15 protein-coding genes and 1 tRNA gene are annotated in these 17,637 nt (G+C 59.0%); 14 read left to right on the forward strand and 2 right to left on the reverse strand.

The features are described from left to right. Positions 1 to 132 precede the first annotated feature (132 nt). Positions 133 to 2,058, forward strand: a complete 1,926-nt coding sequence (locus HGHM_RS08745) for an LTA synthase family protein (protein ID WP_019141146.1) — start codon at positions 133 to 135, stop codon at positions 2,056 to 2,058. 21 nt (positions 2,059 to 2,079) lie between these two features. Here HGHM_RS08745 and HGHM_RS08750 read toward each other — a convergent pair whose 3' ends face one another. Next, positions 2,080 to 2,523, reverse strand: a complete 444-nt coding sequence (locus tag HGHM_RS08750) for a hotdog fold thioesterase (protein ID WP_026075837.1) — start codon at positions 2,521 to 2,523, stop codon at positions 2,080 to 2,082. 783 nt (positions 2,524 to 3,306) lie between these two features. Continuing rightward, a tRNA-Arg gene (locus HGHM_RS08760) sits at positions 3,307 to 3,383 on the reverse strand. 526 nt (positions 3,384 to 3,909) lie between these two features. Between HGHM_RS08760 and HGHM_RS21040 the strand changes: the two genes are divergently transcribed. The 13 genes from HGHM_RS21040 to HGHM_RS21050 all read left to right on the forward strand — a co-directional run bounded on the left by HGHM_RS21040 (position 3,910) and on the right by HGHM_RS21050 (position 17,524). Next, entirely contained in the window at positions 3,910 to 5,340 is a 1,431-nt protein-coding gene (locus HGHM_RS21040; protein ID WP_019141149.1) for a PAS domain-containing sensor histidine kinase, read from the forward strand. Positions 5,341 to 5,404: 64 nt separating this feature from the next. Beyond that, entirely contained in the window at positions 5,405 to 6,055 is a 651-nt protein-coding gene (locus HGHM_RS08770; protein WP_019141150.1) for a response regulator, read from the forward strand. Positions 6,056 to 6,187: 132 nt separating this feature from the next. Next, a complete protein-coding gene (locus tag HGHM_RS08775) occupies positions 6,188 to 7,798 on the forward strand; it encodes a GGDEF domain-containing protein (protein ID WP_019141151.1) in 1,611 nt (536 codons plus the stop codon). A gap of 53 nt (positions 7,799 to 7,851) precedes the next feature. After that, a complete protein-coding gene (locus HGHM_RS08780) occupies positions 7,852 to 8,631 on the forward strand; it encodes a glycosyltransferase family 2 protein (protein WP_019141152.1) in 780 nt (259 codons plus the stop codon). Next, positions 8,628 to 10,178 carry a glycosyltransferase gene (locus HGHM_RS22265; RefSeq protein WP_019141153.1) on the forward strand — a complete coding sequence of 517 codons (1,551 nt, stop codon included), beginning with the start codon at positions 8,628 to 8,630 and terminating at the stop codon, positions 10,176 to 10,178. The genes HGHM_RS08780 and HGHM_RS22265 overlap by 4 nt, the downstream gene beginning before the upstream one ends. A 51-nt stretch (positions 10,179 to 10,229) precedes the next feature. Continuing rightward, positions 10,230 to 12,179, forward strand: a complete 1,950-nt coding sequence (locus HGHM_RS08790) for a tetratricopeptide repeat protein (protein ID WP_081583555.1) — start codon at positions 10,230 to 10,232, stop codon at positions 12,177 to 12,179. 316 nt (positions 12,180 to 12,495) lie between these two features. Next, complete coding sequence (locus HGHM_RS08795; protein ID WP_019141155.1) at positions 12,496 to 13,323, forward strand: flagellin N-terminal helical domain-containing protein; 828 nt, start codon at positions 12,496 to 12,498, stop codon at positions 13,321 to 13,323. Between the two features lie 85 nt (positions 13,324 to 13,408). Then, positions 13,409 to 13,774, forward strand: coding sequence for a flagellar protein FlaG (locus tag HGHM_RS22630; protein WP_019141156.1), 366 nt, complete (start codon positions 13,409 to 13,411; stop codon positions 13,772 to 13,774). Between the two features lie 46 nt (positions 13,775 to 13,820). Then, on the forward strand, positions 13,821 to 15,206 hold the full coding sequence (fliD, locus tag HGHM_RS08805; protein WP_019141157.1) for a flagellar filament capping protein FliD: 1,386 nt from the start codon (positions 13,821 to 13,823) through the stop codon (positions 15,204 to 15,206). A gap of 17 nt (positions 15,207 to 15,223) precedes the next feature. Then, positions 15,224 to 15,706, forward strand: a complete 483-nt coding sequence (gene fliS, locus HGHM_RS08810; protein WP_019141158.1) for a flagellar export chaperone FliS — start codon at positions 15,224 to 15,226, stop codon at positions 15,704 to 15,706. Positions 15,707 to 15,712: 6 nt separating this feature from the next. Next, positions 15,713 to 16,048, forward strand: coding sequence for a flagellar protein FliT (locus HGHM_RS08815; protein WP_019141159.1), 336 nt, complete (start codon positions 15,713 to 15,715; stop codon positions 16,046 to 16,048). An 8-nt stretch (positions 16,049 to 16,056) separates the two neighbouring features. Beyond that, positions 16,057 to 17,157 carry a flagellar hook-length control protein FliK gene (locus tag HGHM_RS08820; protein WP_019141160.1) on the forward strand — a complete coding sequence of 367 codons (1,101 nt, stop codon included), beginning with the start codon at positions 16,057 to 16,059 and terminating at the stop codon, positions 17,155 to 17,157. Continuing rightward, positions 17,144 to 17,524 (forward strand): EscU/YscU/HrcU family type III secretion system export apparatus switch protein, encoded by a 381-nt coding sequence (locus HGHM_RS21050; RefSeq protein WP_019141161.1) that lies wholly within the window; start codon positions 17,144 to 17,146, stop codon positions 17,522 to 17,524. Before HGHM_RS08820 ends, HGHM_RS21050 begins: the two co-directional genes overlap by 14 nt. Positions 17,525 to 17,637: the final 113 nt, after the last annotated feature.

The raw sequence follows: 17,637 nt of genomic DNA on the forward strand, positions 1-17,637 counted from the left end.
CGGACCGCCACTCCCTTACCCCTAGGGCAAAACAGTTTGCGGCACCAGTCATTAATCGCCGCTTACTGTGATACTCTCCGCGACGGCGGGAAACTCGCCACATACATACTGTTCCGCGACGTTCCAAGGCATATGAAACTCATTCGCAATATCCCCCTGCTGCCGGCATTGGTCGGCGCCATTCTGCTGATCATTTACGCAATTACCCGTATCGGACTGGCCGTCTACACCGGTTTCGATGCCGTTCCACTGTCGCTGTGGCCAGGCATTCTTGTCAAAGGATTATTTTTTGACCTGGCGGTGGCATCCGCACTGCTTGCCCCGGTGCTTCTGTACGAAGCCATCGTGCCAAACCGCTGGCGCGCCTCGCGCGTGCATCATGTGGTGCGCATGGCCTGGCTTTGGGGCAGCATCGCTCTGCTGCTGTTTGGCGCGGTAGCGGAAACGACGTTCTGGATGGAGTTTTCCACCCGATTCAATTTCATTGCGCTGGACTACCTGATCTATACCCATGAAGTCATCGGCAACATCCTCGAATCCTATCCGGTCGGCTGGATCCTTGGTGGCATAGCCGCGCTGGCCGCGCTGATTGCCGGGCTGATTCGCAAGCCGGTCATCCGTGCCGACAGTATTCCCGTGAGCCGTTCGCAGCGGCTCGGCCTGGCCATCTCGGCAATCGCCTTGCCGTCACTGCTGCTGAGCTTCGCCAGCATCGACCAGATGGAAGGACAAGGCAATGCCTATGCAGATGAGTTGTCCGGCAATGGCTTGTTTACCCTGGCTGCGGCAATGCGCCGCAATGAACTCGACTACGACAAGTTTTACCGGACCATGCCTCAGGATGTCGCCGATGTCACGCTGAAAAAGCTGGGCGTGCAGCGTCAGCCCTTGCTTGCGGACGGTGGCCAGGCCTCACCAGAACCGATCTCCTACAAGACGCCTTTTGTGCGCCGGCCGCGCAATGTCGTCCTGATTTCCGTGGAAAGCCTGTCGGCGTCCTATCTCGGCGCATACGGTTCCGACAAGGGCCTTACGCCGAACCTGGATGAAATTGCGCGCAAGGGAATGAAGTTTGAACAAGTGTTCGCCACTGGCACGCGTACCGTCCGCGGCCTGGAAGCGCTGTCCCTCGGCACGCCGCCGGTGCCCGGCCAGGCCATCGTGCGACGCCCGAACAATGACCATCTCGCCACCATCGGCGAAATGCTCGAGCACCAGGGATTCAATACCTTCTTCTTCTACGGCGGGTATGGATACTTCGACAACATGAATGCCTATTTCAGCGCCAACGACTACCGGATCGTGGACAGGACCGACTTCCCCAAGGAGACGATCATGTTCGAAAACGTCTGGGGCGTGGCCGATGAGGCGCTGTTCGACAATGTGCTGCGGACGATGGATAACAAGACCGCTTCGGAAAAGCCGTTCTTTGCCCACGTTATGACGACCAGTAACCACCGGCCGTACACCTATCCCGATGGGCGGATCGACATTGCTTCGCCGGGCGGCCGCAGTGGCGCAGTGAAATACACGGATTATGCGATCGGCAAGTTCCTGAAGGACGCCGAGTCCCGCCCCTGGTTCAAGGACACGCTCTTCGTCATCGTCGCCGACCATTGCGCATCGGTTGCCGGCAAGAGCAAGTTGCCGGTGGAGAGCTACCACATCCCGCTGATTTTCTATGCCCCAGGTCTGCTCAAGCCGGGAAGCTATGCTCCCCTCATGAGCCAGGTCGACATCGCGCCGACCCTGTTGGAAGTCCTTGGAAAGAAAGGCGAAGAAGAGTTCTTCGGCCGCTCCGTATTCGCGGAAGGACCTGCGCCGCAAAGGGCATTCATCAGCAATTACCAGGAATTGGGCTACCTGCGCAACGGCATCCTGACCGTGCTGCTGCCGAAGAAGCGGGTGGAAAGCTATCGCATCGATCCGAAAACCTATGCGTCAACGCCGACGGCGGTCGACCCGCAACTGGTGAACGAAACGATTGCCTTTTACCAGACGGCTTCCCGGGCTTTCAAGGCGGGCGCGCTCAAGGCACCCTATTACGTGAAGCACTGACGGCGAGGTCAGTTCGCCGCGCTAGCCTTCGGCTCTTGCCGAGCGGCGCGGCACGACCGCCATGGTCAGGCGCGATATGCAGACCAGGTGGCCATCCTCGTCAGCAATGCGGATTTCCCATACATGCGTAGTCCGGCCGAGATGGTAAGGCCGTGCAGTACCGGTCACCCAACCATGGCTGGCCGGACGCAGGTGATTTGCGTTGATGTCGAGGCCGACGCAATACGCCTTCTCTTCTTCCACGCACAGATTGGCGGCGCAGCTTCCCACCGTTTCAGCCAGCAGCACCGATGCGCCCCCATGCAGGATGCCGAAAGGTTGTACGGTCCGCGAATCGACCGGCATGCGGGCGGAAAGCCAGTCCTCGCCGATTTCGGTGAACTCGATGCCAAGGCGTTCCGCTGCCGTGTTCGCATTCCATTTCTGGATATCTTCCAGCGATTTTTCTTTCTTCCAGATAGCCATTTTCCTGCTTGCCATGAACATTGATGAGGCAAGCATCTTATCGCATCTGTTCCGATGCGAAATGTCGGACCTGCAATATGGAATAAGGACCGGATACCTTGTGCCGGAGCGAATAGTGCTTGCAAGGCTTGGGCTGCAACCGTTTGCCAGGCGGTGGGCGTCCCTATCTGCCTATCCCGAGATCGATCGTCCCGCTCGGAGTTGTCCCTGACCGAATCGGCGCGCCCTGAACATCATTTCCACCTTGCACGGCCGCAGGCTGGCTGGACACCTGCGCGCCTTCGCGACTGATTGCACAGCCGCAAAGCAATACGAGAAGTACCAGGGGAATGCCAAGCTGTTTCATACGAACTCCGTAGATTGTTTGAAATTTAGATGCGCCCCATGTGTGCCGGTTCGGGCTTTATCGCCCTGTGCTTCGTAGCCGCGCTTGGATCATTCGCCTTCGATCTCTGGTCGATAAAGCGGTTTCCAGGAGCCTGCAAGGGAAAGAAGGTAGGGTGCGCCGTGCGCACCGGGATCGCATGATGCGCACGACGCACCCTACTTCCCATGGCAGATTGAAATTCGCTATAGAGCAGACATGATGGGGAAATGCGAATGCAGGCCAGCTGATTTGACGGCAAGCACGAATGCCACGGTGCTGCCGATTGCCCACACTCTTGAAGACAGTGACGGCCGCGAACGGGGCCTCACAAAATCTGAAGGGAAAAAAACTGAAGGGAAAAAGAATGGGGGGAAAAGCAAAAGGGCCTACCTTTCGGTAGGCCCTTCCTTTGATACTGGTGCGGCTGGCAGGAATCGAACCCACGACCCCTTGGTTCGTAGCCAAGTACTCTATCCAGCTGAGCTACAGCCGCGAAAGACCGAAGTATAGCATCGGTTCAATTAATTTTGGAAGCCCCTTTTTCAAATCAATTGTTTTTTCTTTCGACCGGTCAAAAAAGGATCGTGAAAAACTCCGCGCCTTCGATGGCTACGTCCTGCATTACGGGCAGACGATGAGCTCGTTCTGACACTGGTCTACGTTCTGATTGATTCCGGGAGTTTCCCCGCCATATCCGCCAACCTGCTGCCTCAACGATGCAGCGGGTGCCACCTGCTGCAGCCATAACCTGACCAATCGCCACTACTCATTTCTTTTTCCCTGTTTTCACGCGATTGATTTCAAAACTACTTGTGATAAAGTCCGTCATGACCTTTCCCTAGGGCAATCTTAAATGCGGTGCCTATATCGATTGCAACCGGGCACAAGGTTTTCATCGTCAGGCTAATGTCATTCGGGAACGAGTGTAAAGTTCCGAAGCCCCCCTTGATCCGTCACTGAGACGGACCCGGCTCACAACCCTGGCAAATGCCCGAAATAATTCATAACAGTCTAGCAACATGATGCATGCGGAATGGCTGCCCGTCCTGATGCAGGGCTCGTTCAGCGAAATCTACGTTTTCGATTGCGACACGCTGAGGTTTGTCGAAGTCAACCGTGCCGCGCGCGAAAACCTGGAGTACACGGAAGACGAGCTCGCAGCCATGACGCCCTTCGGCATTGCACAGAATCTTTCCGCCGAAGTGCTGGATCGGACTCTGCAATCCCTGCGCAGCGGCGAAGTCGAACAGGCGACGCTGAATGCCGTCCATGTCCGCAAGAATGGCAGCACTTATCCGATCGAGCTGCGGCTCTTCCACTGCCCTGCCCGACCCGCCTCCTTCTACATCGCCATCGCCAACGACGTCAGCGCGCGCGACGAGTCGGCAAAGGCGCTCAAGGCCAGCGAAGCACGCTTTCGCGCGATCGTCTCGAACACGCCCGGCCTGGTCTATCAGTTCCTCCTGCGTCCCGATGGCAGTGTCGCCTTTCCCTATCTGAGCGAAGGCTGCCATGCGCTGCTCGGCGTCACCGCCGAGCGGCTGCAAGCGAAGGCTTCGCTGTTTCTCGATCTGATCCTGCCGGAAGACAGGCAATCCTATCTCGATTCGATGGCCGCATCGGCTTCGGAACTGAAAGGCTGGAACTGGGAAGGCCGCATCTGGATCGAGAAGTGGAAAGACATCAAGTGGATCAACCTGCGCTCGACCCCGCGTGCGCTTCCCGAAGGAGGCGTGCAGTGGGAAGGCATCATGACCAATATCACCCAGAGCAAGCTGGAAGAGGAAGAAATCAAGCGCTCGCGCGCGCAGCTTGCGGAACTGTCGGCCCACGTCGAAATCGTCAAGGAACAGGAGCGCACCCGCATCGCGCGGGAAATCCATGACGACCTAGGCGGCAACCTGACTGCGATCAAGATGGCTTTGTCACTGGTGGTACGACGTCTGCCGCCGGACCAGAGCCAACTGGCGGACAAGGCGCGCTATGTCGATTCATTGGTGGACCGTACCATTGAAGCGGTACATCGGATTTCGATGGATCTGCGGCCCAGCATTCTCGATTTCGGCATCGTCGCGGCCATCGAATGGCAGGCGCGGGAGTTCGAAAGGCAGGCTGGCATTCCCTGCGAGTTTTCCTCGGACAGTGAAGATATCAGCCTGCATCCGGACCAGGCCATCGCCCTGTTCCGGATCTTCCAGGAAGCGCTGACCAATATCAGCAAGCATGCCGGCGCCAGCAGGGTCGTGGTGCGGCTGAATTGCAGCAGCGATGAAGCCATGCTCGAAATCGCGGACAACGGACGAGGCATTGCCCCCGCCGACCGCATGAAGCCGAAATCTTATGGCATTCGCGGCATGGTGGAACGCGCGAGCGCACTCGGCGGTGAGCTGACGGTAAGCCAGGCGCCGGAAGGAGGCAGCGTTGTCGCGATCCGGATTCCGCTTTCCTGAATCATCTGTCGCCGGCCAGGCACCGGCCGGCATGAGCAAAGAATGAAACCTGAAGAAGTACCCGATGAAAAAGAATGAAAAAATCAAGATCCTGATCGCCGACGACCACGCCATCGTCCGCGAAGGACTGAAACAGATCCTTGCCGATACCAAGGATATCGTCGTCGCAGGCCACGCCGAGAATGGCGCGGACGCCATCAAGCTGGCGCGCAAGGGCGACTGCAACGTCCTGCTGCTGGACATTTCCATGCCCGACCGCAGCGGGATCGAAGTATTGAAGCAGGTCAAAAAGGATGTGCCGAAGATGGCAGTCCTCATGCTGTCGATGCACCGCGAAGACCAGTACGCCATCCGTTCGCTCAAGGCAGGCGCGGCCGGCTACCTCAACAAGCAGAGCGCACCGAACGAACTGGTCGATGCCATCCGGCAGGTGGCATCCGGCCGCAAGTATGTCACCCCTGCCCTTGCGCAGGAACTGGCCAACCAGGTCAGCGACGAACGCCTGGAAAAACCCCCGCATGAAACCCTGTCGGATCGGGAATACCAGACACTGATCATGATCGCTTCGGGCAAGACGGTCAGCGACATTGCCGCCGAACTGTCGCTTTCGGTCAAGACGATCAGCATGTACCGCTCGCGCCTCTTGCAGAAAATGAAACTGCGCCACAATGCCGAACTGACGCATTACGCGATCAAGAACCAGCTGGTCGAGTAAGACCGCCTGCGCGGCCTTCGCTTCCGAAATCCGGAACTGGCCGCGCTTTCACGCCCTAATCCGGCCATTGCCGGTCCATGCCGCGGCATATCATGGTGCAATCCCTATCCTCGCCGGATTGCACACGCCGCAATGCAGGACAAGAACAGACAATCCGAACAGCAGAGCGCTGCCGATATCGCGCGAGAGGCGTTTCGCCGCCTCGCGCTGCGCCGCATTGCGCCTACGCCAGAGGCCTATCAGGAGGTCTACAACGAGATAGCCGGCATACCGGCTCAAGCTTCGGCCGAAAAAGTGCTGGCGGAATTTGCAGTGCGCCTGACCAAGGCTCCGCCCGAAATCGGGGTCGTGGCACCGCGCCTGGTCAAGGCGGTGGAAGCACGCAACTGGCAGGAATGCGGCAATTGCCTCGCGCTGCTGCTTGACCGGGGAACTGCTCATCCTCCTGCGCCGCAGTCCGTGACGGATGCCGGTGAGTCCTCGCCACGCCTCGACCCGATCCAGCGACTCAATGCACTTGGCGCATCCTTCGGAGACGGCAAGCAGACGCGCATGCTGCGCGACCTGCTGGCCCGCACCCTGACGCTCGCAGTTGCCGCCCTTCTGCAGCGTGCCCCGGAACTCGCGGAAGAATCGGAAACACTGGCTCGCCTGGTGAAGGAAGCGAATACGGAACAGGCGCTGAACGATGTCGCAGCGCGCCTGAAGCAACTGTGCTTCAGGATTGAGCTGAAGAGTGCCGACATGGCCGAGGAGCACGAACTGCTGCTGCGCCTGTTCCGGCTATTGCTCGAAAACGTCGGCAACCTGGTGGAAGAGGATTCCTGGTTCAGCGGCCAGGTCGCCACCGTACAGAACCTGCTGTCCGGTCCCATCACCTATGGCGCGCTGATGGATGCCACCCGCAGCATGAAGGAAGTGGTCTACAAGCAGGGCACGCTCAGGAACAGCCTGACCGAAGCCAAGGCCACCGTCCGCAACATGGTCCTCACCTTCATCGACCGCCTCGGCGCAGTGGCCGACAGCACGGCCAGCTATCACGACAAGATCGACAAATATTCGCAGAAGATCAGCCAGGCCAAGCACATCGGCGAGCTGAATGCCATCCTCCAGGATGTGATGCGCGACACCCGCACCGCGCAGACCGAAGCACTGCGCTCGCGCGACGAAATGATCAGCGCGCGGCAGGAAGTGCAGCAGGCGGAAGCCCGCATCCAGCAACTGGAATCCGAGCTCGAGCAGATGAGCGAACTGGTGCGCGAAGACCAGCTGACCGGCAGTCTCAACCGGCGCGGCCTGGACGACGTTTTCGAGCGTGAACTGGCCCGTGCCGAGCGCCGCCAGTCGCCCTTGTGCATCGCCCTGCTCGACCTCGACGATTTCAAGAAGCTCAACGACACCCACGGTCACAGCGCCGGCGATGACGCGCTGGTTCACCTGGTGCGCGTGATCAAGGACACGCTGCGCACGATGGACGTCATCGCCCGTTTCGGAGGCGAGGAATTCCTCATCGTCCTGCCCGACACGCCGCTCGAAGAAGCGAAGATGGTGGTGCAGCGCCTGCAGCGCGAACTCACCAAGCGCATCTTCATGTACAACAACGAACGACTGCTGATTACCTTCAGTGGGGGCGTGGCAATGCATCGCCCGCAGGAAGATCAGGCCTCGCTGGTGCGGCGGGCGGACGAGGCCTTGTACAAGGCTAAGCGGGCAGGGAAAAACCGGGTGGTTGCAGAAGAGTGATGCTGTCCCGGCTTATCCAATGCATAGATGCCAAACCAGAATAAGGACCAGTCATGGCCAAATTATTGATTGCCGTTGCTACACACAACCGCCCGCTCATCACTGAGCTTTCCCTTTCCATGTTGAACCAGATCAAGGGCCCGGAAGACACGCTGATCGTCTACGACGATGGCTCGACGGCGTACGGCGAGAAGTGGCTGAAGAGAATGGCCGACGAGGTAATCAGGATGCCAGTCTCCGGTGGCATTGAACGGCTGCGCGCCCGGAATTTCAAGGATTTCGCCACTGTATTCAGAGAGTACGATTTTCTCTATACGACTGACAATGATGCCGTCCATGATCCTGCGTTTTCCCTGATGCTGCGCGGGCTCTACAATCGTTACACATACGGCAACCAGAAACTGCCGGTCTGCCTGTATCACAGCACATTTCACAGCCACCAGGATAACGTGAAGTGGAGCAATGATGAAGTCAGCCTGCGTCTGACGGCACCCGGGATATCACAGATGTACGACCGAGAGATGGCTGAAGTCATCGTTACAGGGCTACGGGCCAGACCGGAACTGGAGTCGCGCTATGGCTATGACTACCATTTTCCCCTCATGCTGAAGCGGCCTTTCATCCAGAGCAACGTCTCTTATCTGGAGCATTTTGCACGGGATCGTTACGAGGGCGGCATTCACGCCGCGAATTCCGGCACAGGAGCTGAAGCGCTCAAGGATTTTGAAAGAGACCGCGCAATCCGCCCCACTGCACATCTTGAGGCATTAAGGCCGGTAATCATCAATTACATCCTGAATGGCGTGCCGAGCGAAATGGAGACGGAGCAATGATCCCGAAAACAATACATATCATCTGGGTCGGGGATGATGGCAAACGCCCTGACGACTGTATCCAGTCCTGGGTCGATCTCAATCCGGGCTGGCAAGTCGCTCTCTGGACAAATCAGGACCTGGCCGACTACGGCTGGATCAATGCGCGGCACATGCGCGAACTCGCCGATCGCGATCTTGCGGGACTGGCCGACCTGATGCGTTGGGAGATTCTGTACAACGAAGGCGGAATCGTCGTCGATGCCGATACAGTCTGCGTCCGTGCCCTCCCCGACTGGATAACCGAATGCGAGGCATTCGCCTGCTGGGAGAGTGAGACCGGCAACCACGGGCTGATTTCCACTGTGTGTGTAGGCAGTGAGCCCGGCAATGCCTTCTTCGGCCAGATCATCCTCGACATCGAAAACGAGCTGACCGTATGCGACCGGCCGGCCTGGATGAATACCGGCCTGCAGCGGCTTACCGGGGCATGGAAAACGCACAAGTACCAGAACCTGACCATTTTCCCTTCCCACTTCTTTTTACCGAGACATTATTCCGGGACTGCCTATACTGGACCCGGCCCGGTTTACGCGCACAAGAAATGGAATTCCAGGCTGTTTGCCACTAATGGCACTCTCCGCGCCGATTGCGCTGTGTTTACACCCGGCGCGCTTGACCGGCTCCCCGAACCATTGCTCACCGTCGGAATGGTTACCTGGAACCGGGCCGAATACATTGGCGAAGCAATTGAATCGGTGCTTTCCCAGGATTACCGGAATTTCGAACTGCTGATCGTCGACGATGGCTCGACTGATCATACGGAAGAAGTCGTTGCAGGCTTTTCCGACCCTCGCATCCGTTACATTCGGAAGGAACATTCCGGCCTTGCTCCAACCCGCAATCGGGCGCTGGCGGAGGCACGCGGAGACTACATCGTCTGGCACGACAGCGACGATGTGCTGCTGCCTGGTGTACTTGACGCCTATGGCAAGCTCGCCCGCACTTGGCCGGAAGTGGCGGTCGCCTATGGCGATCTGATCGTCGTTGGTGCTTCCGGCAACATGCTTGGTGAGCTCAAGTCAGACAATCACGCTGGCAACGCCCATTTCCTTGCCCGCCTTGCTAGACGTAACGCGCTACCGATTGGCGGCACCATGGTGAAAACCTCCGTCATGCGCGCTGTCAATGGCTTCGACGACAGCCTCACTGCAGCCGAGGATTACGATCTATGGGTGCGTATTGCAGCGCAACGCCTCCCCTTCATGCATCTCGACCGCTTCGTTTGCAAATATCGTCAACACGGCACCAACGTTTCATTAAAACGGGATGAAGTCCGCGCACAAGACCTTTTGGTGCTACGAAAAATGCTAAACAGCTATGACCTCAAAAGTCTCTGTTCCGATCTTGATTGGCGCTACCCCGTTCAGGCTGAAATCGCTGCATGCGGACGTGTCGCTTCGCTGCTGCAGCAAAAAGGCGACCAGCAGGCGGCAATCGACTGGTTGCAGCGCGGAACTGAACTGCTCGGCACCTACTGCAAACCTACATTTGCGATCGATCATTGAAGAAGGGTCCGTTGGTCCGCACTAGCGACTCTGCAATCAAGGAAAATTCGAATGTCAAAACAAAATTCTCGGCAGACAGGCAAGCACTCTTTGCAGGTTGGCTACACACAAGTGTTCGAGAAAGCCTTGGCACTACAAGAGGCAGGGAGGAAAACAGAGTCTGCTGCCATCTGCAACGAGATTCTGAAGAAGTTTCCACGGCATGCACATGCAGCACATCTGCTCGGACTGATCGCGCTGGATGGGAAGGACAATGCCACAGCCGAAGCCTGGTTCCGGAAAGCGGCTGCAGTGGATCCGCGCAACCCCGGATTCCTGTCGAATCTCGGCGTTTCCCTGCGACGTCAGGGCCGACTCGACGAAGCCATCAGCCTGTTCGAACAGACCTTGAGGATTGCGCCTCACCATACTCCAGCCCAGAGCGGCCTGACCTCTGCTCTGCTTGAGAAAGGCGATGCTGCTACCGCGGTTGCTCATTTCGAGAAGACGGTGAAGCAGTTTCCCGATTCGCCCGACGCATTCAACAATCTGGGTAGTGCATTAATCGATGCGGGCCGTTACCAGGACGCGGTCGACACTCTGCTCAAGGCCCTGGCGCTGAAAATCGATTTTGTCCCGGCGCATACCAACCTCGGCATCGCCTTCAAGCAGCTCGGGATGCTGGACGAAGCCATCGAATGCTACAAAACTTCACTGACGCTAGACCCGAAAAACGTTCTTGCATATAACCATTTGGGACTTGTGCATGCGAAGAAAGGCACATTGGAAGAAGCGTTTCAGGCATACCGCAAGGCGCTCGAAATCGCACCGGACTATGCGGACAGCTACAACAATCTGGGCACACTCCATCTGCAGATGGACCGTTACCGAGACGCGGAGCAATGTTTCAGGAGAGCGCTGGAGCTGAATGCCAAACATTACATGGCCCAGAACAATCTGGGCCTGGCCCTGCACAAGCGCGGTGCGCTCGCGGATGCGATACCGGCCCTGGAAGAAGCGGTGACGATGCGGCCGAATTTTCACGAAGCGCGCCACAATCTGGGCCTCAGCCAGTTGCTCGCCGGCGATTTGATTCCTGGCTGGGCCAATCACGAGGCGCGCTTGCTGATGAAGGAAAACGCAGCCAAGTACGCACGCTCGCGGGAAATCTTCGCGGCCATTCCGGAATGGGATGGAAAGTCCTCGCTGGCAGGCAAGCACGTGCTACTGGTTCCCGAGCAGGGATTTGGCGACATGATCCAGTTCGCCCGGTATGCGCAACTGCTTGCGGCGCAAGGCGTATCCGTGACACTCAACATTCCGAAGCCGCTCGAGCGCTTGTTCCGTTCTCTCGACGGCGTCCGGTTGGCAATCGACGGCGATCCGCTGCCAGAATGCGACTATGCCTTCCTGCTGATGAGCCTGCCGCATGTGATGGGCACGACACTCGACACGATTCCGTCAAAGCCGAGCTATCTGCTAGCGCCCACGGCCGAGGTCGAAGCCTGGCGCGAACGTCTCAATCGGATGACGGAAAACAGCGGTGACCTGCGCGTGGGACTGGTCTGGGCCGGCAATCCGGCCCACGCCAACGACCGCAACCGGTCCCTGCCGCTATCCTCCCTGGCCCCACTGGCGGAAATCCAAGGCGTTCGGCTGTTCTCGCTGCAAAAGGGAGCAGTGACCGACCTGGAGCACTTGCGGGAGCAGATGAACATCACCGACCTTGGAAGCAGCTGCAACGACTTCGCGGATACGGCGGCTGCCATCGCCAACCTCGACCTGGTCATCGGCGTCGACACCTCGGTCGTCCATCTGGCCGGCGCACTCGGCACGCCGGTGTGGACCCTGCTTGCCTTCTCTCCCGACTGGCGCTGGCTTACCGACCGCGAGGATTCGCCCTGGTATCCGAGCATGCGGCTGTTCCGGCAACCCCGCCAAAATGATTGGGAAGGCGTGGTTGGCCAGGTCTGCTCCGCCCTTTCCCTACTGGTGCAGCCGCCACAATTAACAAAAAGGTAATAATAAGCAACGACCGACCATCGGCCGGCAGGTAATACCCAAGTCGCCGGCCGCCGCATTCATCCTCCCCGCAGTTAACGCAATGTCGCCCGAAACAAGGAAAAGGCGGCTTGAAACCGCTCTTACCCGGGGCTCGCCAGGCAATAACTCCCCTAAAATGCAAAAAGACAATAAAAATTGATCAAGCCCCTAAACTTTTTTGGAACCCCTCCGATAAAGGAAGCAACAGCGGTCTGCATGGTACGAAAAATCGACGTAGACCAAAGTTAAAGACGCTTAGTCGGAAATCATCGGACCAAAATTTTAGGAGAACAATATGCCTGCTGTTATCAATACAAACATCGCATCGCTGAATGCCCAGCGTAACCTCAGCACCTCGCAGTCCTCGTTGAATACGTCGATCCAGCGCCTGTCCTCGGGCCTGCGCGTCAACAGCGCCAAGGACGACGCTGCCGGCCTGGCAATCTCTGAACGCATGAATGCCCAGATCAAGGGCATGAACGTGGCGATCCGCAACGCTAACGATGCCATCTCCCTGTCGCAGACTGCTGAAGGCGCGCTTGGCAAGGTGGGTGATTCTCTGCAGCGTATGCGTGAACTGGCAGTTCAGGCCGCGAACGGCACCAACGATTCCGGTGACCTTTCCAATCTGGATGCGGAATACAAGCAATTGTCCGAAGAGGTCAGCCGCGTGCTGAGCGGTACCAAGTTCAACGGCAAGGACGTATTTACGTCCGGCTCCCTGACCTTCCAGGTCGGCGCGAACAATACCAGCAACGACCAGATTTCCGTGTCCACCTCGGCCCTCGCGACAAACAGCAATATCACTGCAGCGACTTCTGGGACACTGTCAACCCAGAGCGGCGCGCAGGCTGCCATGGACGCCATCGACGACGCGATCACTGAAATCACCAGCGCCCGTGCTACTTTCGGTGCAGTCCAGAACCGCTTCGAGGCAGTTATCGGCAACCTGCAGATCGCTTCCGAAAACCAGTCCGCATCGCGCAGCCGCATCGTCGACGCTGACTTCGCAGCGGAAACCGCGAACCTTACTCGCGGCCAGATCCTGCAGCAGGCCGGTACCGCGATGCTGGCGCAGGCCAACTCGATGCCGAACAACGTGCTGTCCCTGTTGCGCGGCTGATGACTGACCACAAGTCAGTGCAGTAAGAAGTGCTGTACGGAGCGAGTGAAATCCTCCGTACAGCTTTTTCACAAGGAGTCGTGAAATGTCGATTTCATCTATCAATGGCTACGTACCGTCCGAATTTGCAGCCGAAGGCAGCAGGATCAAGTCTGCTCCGGATGCAAAGCCTGCCGCATCGGCAGCGGAACCGGGCTCGCCTGCTGGCGTCGCGCCGGCATCGCCGAGCAGAAGCGATGTGATAGATGCGATCAAGACTCTGAACAAGTTTGTCGGGACATCCTCCCAAGGCATCCAGTTTTCAATTGATGAGGAAACCGGCAAGACGGTCGTCAAGGTGGTCGATTCCGAAACGAAGGCAGTGCTGCGCCAGATGCCCAGCGCGGAGGCACTTTCCATTGCACGTTCGATCGACAAGTTGCGCGGATTGCTGATCCAGCAGAAGGCATAAACAGTGGCGCTTCGCCGGCTCCGGCCGGCAAGCATGGGAGAAAGACATGGGAATCAGTTCCTCCGGCGTCGGTTCCGGCCTTGACGTCAACGCCATCGTCACGCAGTTGATGGCTGCCGAAAGCAAGCCGCTCACCATCCTGCAGCAACAGGAATCCAGCTACAAATCGAAGCTCTCCGCCTATGGCACCCTGAAGAGCACATTGTCGAATTTCCAGACGGCGCTCAAGGGCTTGAACGGCTCCGCATTCAATGCTCAAACCGCGACGGCCAGCAACACAGACATCCTGAGCGCGACGGCAGGCAGCAGCGCCACGCCCGGCACTTACGCCATTCAAGTCACCCAGCTTGCCCAGCAACAGAAGCTCACTTCCGCCGGCGTTGCTGACAGCTCGGCCAGCCTGGGCACCGGATCGCTGACCATCAAGGTGGGCAATGCAGATGCCATCACTATTCCGGGCACCGGAACGGCGAGCTATACCCTGCAAAGCCTGCGCGACGCGATCAATGCCTCCGGCGCGGCAGTGAGCGCGACCATCGTCAATGACGGATCTGCTGCCGGCAACCGGCTGGTACTTACCGCCAAGGATACCGGCGCCGTGAACACCATCAAGATCACCGGCAGCGGTGCCCTGGCCCAGTTTTCCTATGACCCGGCCTCCCCAGTCGTCTATGATCCGGCCAACCCAACTACCGGCATGAGCCAGCTTCAGGCTGCGAAAGATGCCAAGCTGACGATCGACGGCATTCCTGTCACGAAGTCATCGAACACGATCACCGACGCAATCCAGGGCGTAACACTGAAGCTGACGAAGGAGACTGCCGGAAGTGCCATCACCCTGACAGTGGCGCGTGACACTGCCACCGTGAAGTCCTCCATCGAAAGCTTCGTCAAGGCCTACAACGATCTCAGCGGCAAGATCAAGACGATGACGGCCTACGACCCGACCACCAAGACCGGGGGCGCGTTGCAGGGCGATTCCGGAGCAAAGTCGGTCCTGACCCAGATTCGCGGCGCCCTTGGTGAAGCAGTGGACGATGCCGGCAGCCTGCGTTTGCTGTCTGACATTGGCGTGACATTCCAGAAAGACGGCACGCTGGCGATCGACGATAAAAAACTGCAGAAGGCAATGGACGGCAAGTTCGACGATATCGCCAAGCTCTTCTCCTCCAGCACCGGATATGCCACCCGGTTGATCAAGCTGGCCGATGACATGCTGGGTGAAAAGGGCATCATCACAACGCGTACCGATGGCCTCAACGCCAGCATCAAGAATCTGACCGATCGCGAAGATGACATGCAGGCCAGGCTGGATGCGGTCGAAAAGCGCTACAGGGCGCAGTTCACTGCCCTGGACGCCGCACTCGCGAGCATGCAGAACACCAGTGCCTATCTGTCGCAGCAACTTGCGGCAATTGCCAAGAACAGTTAACCACCAGAGGAATTTCCATGTTCGGATCACTGCAACACGGCGCGAACGCCTATGCGAAGGTCGGCATCGAGACAGGCGTCCTGGCCGCCAGCCCGCACAAGCTGATTGTGATGCTGTTCGAAGGTGCGACTGTCGCCCTGTCGACAGCCATTCAGCAAATGAAAGCCGGCGACGTCGCGGGCAAGGGACAATCCATTTCCAAGGCGATCGCGATCATCGACAACGGTTTGCGCGCGAGCCTGGACAAGAAGGCCGGCGGCAGTATCGCACTGAGCCTGGACGCGCTGTATGAATACATGAGCAGCCGGTTGCTGACGGCCAATCTCAAGAACCAGCCGGAACTCCTGGAAGAAGTGCAGCACCTGCTGCAGGACCTGAAAGGTGCATGGGATGCCATAGGCACGACGGCTGACCCAGCGCCGCAGCCGATGCCCAAGGCGCCCCAGATGCCGGCGTATGAGACCGCCACTTCCTATCCATCCCGCTTAGTGAAGGCCTGAACAATAATGAATAACCAAGAAATCATTTCCATCTACGAGACAGTGGCGGGGATCACGGACCAGATGCTGGCGGCAGCGCGCAGCGGCGACTGGGAACTGCTGGCGGAACTGGAAACGCAGTGCAGCAGCCAGGTCGAGATTCTCAGGAAGAATGACCGGCCGCGCGAAGCGCTCACCGAAGCCGCCCGCGAGCAGAAAACCCGCGTCATCAAGAAAATTCTTGCCGACGACCGCGAGATCCGCAACCTCACCGAGCCCTGGATGGCACAGTTGTCCGTCATGCTCAATAGCGCCGGCACCGAGCGCAAGCTGTCCCGGACATACGGCGCAAGCCAGCGATAGCATCCGCAATGATCAACCGGACCGACCTCGGCGGCACCCGGCCTCCGGCGTCGGTGCAAGCGCCCGCGCGCGTGGCATCGGCCACGGACACGGGACAGGAAGCCTTCCGTCGGCTGTCCCGGATTGCCATCGGCAGCGAACTGCAGGCGAAAGTGCTTTCCCTGCTGGAGGATGGAACCCATCTGGTGCGACTGGCCGACACGACGGCGCGCATGGCGCTTCCCTCCGGTATCCGTGCCGGCGACACGCTGAACATGACGCTGCTGGCCCGGCAGCCCCGTCCCCTCTTCCTGCTGGCAGGCGGCGCTGAAAGCGCAACTGCCTCGCTCAGCTCGGCTGGCCGCCTCATCGATGCCCTGCTCCACGCCATTCCCGAGGGAGAGTCTGCGGCGCTCCGCGCGCAATCACCATTGCTGCCGGCAGCGCAGTTACCCGATCCGAAACAGCTGGCGTCGACCCTGCAACAGGCGCTTGACGTCAGCGGCCTGTTCTATGAATCCCATCTGCAGGAATGGCTGGCAGGCAGGCGCTCGCGGGAGGAACTGCTGCGCGAACCACAGGCGCAGTTCGGCAAGGACGCGGGACAGGAAGGCGCTGCAGAGGCAGACGATTTGCAGGGATTGCTGAGGCAGCTCGCCGAGATCACCCGGGCCGCGCAGGTCAAGACCGAAGCCGCAGCCAAGACAGGCATCGATGCACTCGCTGTCACCCGGCCCCAGGACGCACAACTCCAGATGGACTCGGAACAGGCACGCATGGTCGGGCTTCAACTCAATACCCTGGAACAGCGGCAGTTGCGCTGGCAGGGCGAACTCTGGCCCGGTCAGCCCTTCGATTGGGAAGTCGGGGAAGATCCGCCGGACGGAAACAAAGGCGATGCTGCGCCGTCCTCATGGACCAGCACGATGCGGCTTGAACTCCCGCAGCTTGGTCCGGTGTCGGCCTCGCTGCGGCTCACGGGCGACCGGGTGCTGATACAGATAGACGCGGCGAGCGATGCCACGGCAGCCGCAATGCGCACGCATGGGAAGGAACTTGGCGATGCGCTGGATGCGGCCGGCTCGAAGCTCGACGGATTGACGATCAGAGGAAGCCATGAACCCGGATAAGCGCTCGCGCAGTGCGGTGGCGCTGGCTTACCAGACCGGGGACGTGGCGCCGAAGGTAGTGGCGCGCGGACGCGGCCTGGTGGCCGAGCAGATCATCGAGCGCGCGCGCGAGCACGGGATATTCGTGCATGAATCGAAGGAACTGGTTGCTCTGCTGATGCAGGTGGACCTCGACCGGCATATTCCGCCCGCGCTGTACCGCGCGGTGGCGGAACTGCTGGCCTGGCTCTACCATCTAGAGCGGATCGAGGGCCAATACAAGGGTGGCGCTGCCCCGCTTCGGGATGCAGCGCAAGGCGCGGCGCGCGGGACAGGGTGGCCACCCGCCCAAGCGCCGCAACGTGGCGATCCGCCCGAAGAGGGGTAGCCCTGCGAGTGAGATCAAGGGCCGGCGATTGCGGCGTTGCGCGGCTTGCACTCCCCTGCCCTTGACCTCACGACGCCCTTGTATTGGCCCTCGATCCGCTCTGGAACCTGCCC

The sequence above is a fragment of the Noviherbaspirillum massiliense JC206 genome (genome assembly GCF_000312045.1).
Taxonomy (GTDB): Bacteria; Pseudomonadota; Gammaproteobacteria; order Burkholderiales; family Burkholderiaceae_D; genus Noviherbaspirillum; species Noviherbaspirillum massiliense.

Excerpts from the sequence above, each read along its gene's own strand:
- HGHM_RS21040 (WP_019141149.1), top strand. The coding sequence starts at position 3,910 with ATGATGCATGCGGAATGGCTGCCCGTCCTGATGCAGGGCTCGTTCAGC.
- fliD (WP_019141157.1), top strand. The coding sequence starts at position 13,821 with ATGGGAATCAGTTCCTCCGGCGTCGGTTCCGGCCTTGACGTCAACGCC.
- HGHM_RS08815 (WP_019141159.1), top strand. The coding sequence starts at position 15,713 with ATGAATAACCAAGAAATCATTTCCATCTACGAGACAGTGGCGGGGATC.
- HGHM_RS08750 (WP_026075837.1), bottom strand. The coding sequence starts at position 2,523 with ATGGCTATCTGGAAGAAAGAAAAATCGCTGGAAGATATCCAGAAATGG.
- fliS (WP_019141158.1), top strand. The coding sequence starts at position 15,224 with ATGTTCGGATCACTGCAACACGGCGCGAACGCCTATGCGAAGGTCGGC.
- HGHM_RS08790 (WP_081583555.1), top strand. The coding sequence starts at position 10,230 with ATGTCAAAACAAAATTCTCGGCAGACAGGCAAGCACTCTTTGCAGGTT.
- HGHM_RS08775 (WP_019141151.1), top strand. The coding sequence starts at position 6,188 with ATGCAGGACAAGAACAGACAATCCGAACAGCAGAGCGCTGCCGATATC.
- HGHM_RS22265 (WP_019141153.1), top strand. The coding sequence starts at position 8,628 with ATGATCCCGAAAACAATACATATCATCTGGGTCGGGGATGATGGCAAA.
- HGHM_RS08770 (WP_019141150.1), top strand. The coding sequence starts at position 5,405 with ATGAAAAAGAATGAAAAAATCAAGATCCTGATCGCCGACGACCACGCC.
- HGHM_RS08820 (WP_019141160.1), top strand. The coding sequence starts at position 16,057 with ATGATCAACCGGACCGACCTCGGCGGCACCCGGCCTCCGGCGTCGGTG.
- HGHM_RS08795 (WP_019141155.1), top strand. The coding sequence starts at position 12,496 with ATGCCTGCTGTTATCAATACAAACATCGCATCGCTGAATGCCCAGCGT.
- HGHM_RS21050 (WP_019141161.1), top strand. The coding sequence starts at position 17,144 with ATGAACCCGGATAAGCGCTCGCGCAGTGCGGTGGCGCTGGCTTACCAG.
- HGHM_RS22630 (WP_019141156.1), top strand. The coding sequence starts at position 13,409 with ATGTCGATTTCATCTATCAATGGCTACGTACCGTCCGAATTTGCAGCC.
- HGHM_RS08745 (WP_019141146.1), top strand. The coding sequence starts at position 133 with ATGAAACTCATTCGCAATATCCCCCTGCTGCCGGCATTGGTCGGCGCC.
- HGHM_RS08780 (WP_019141152.1), top strand. The coding sequence starts at position 7,852 with ATGGCCAAATTATTGATTGCCGTTGCTACACACAACCGCCCGCTCATC.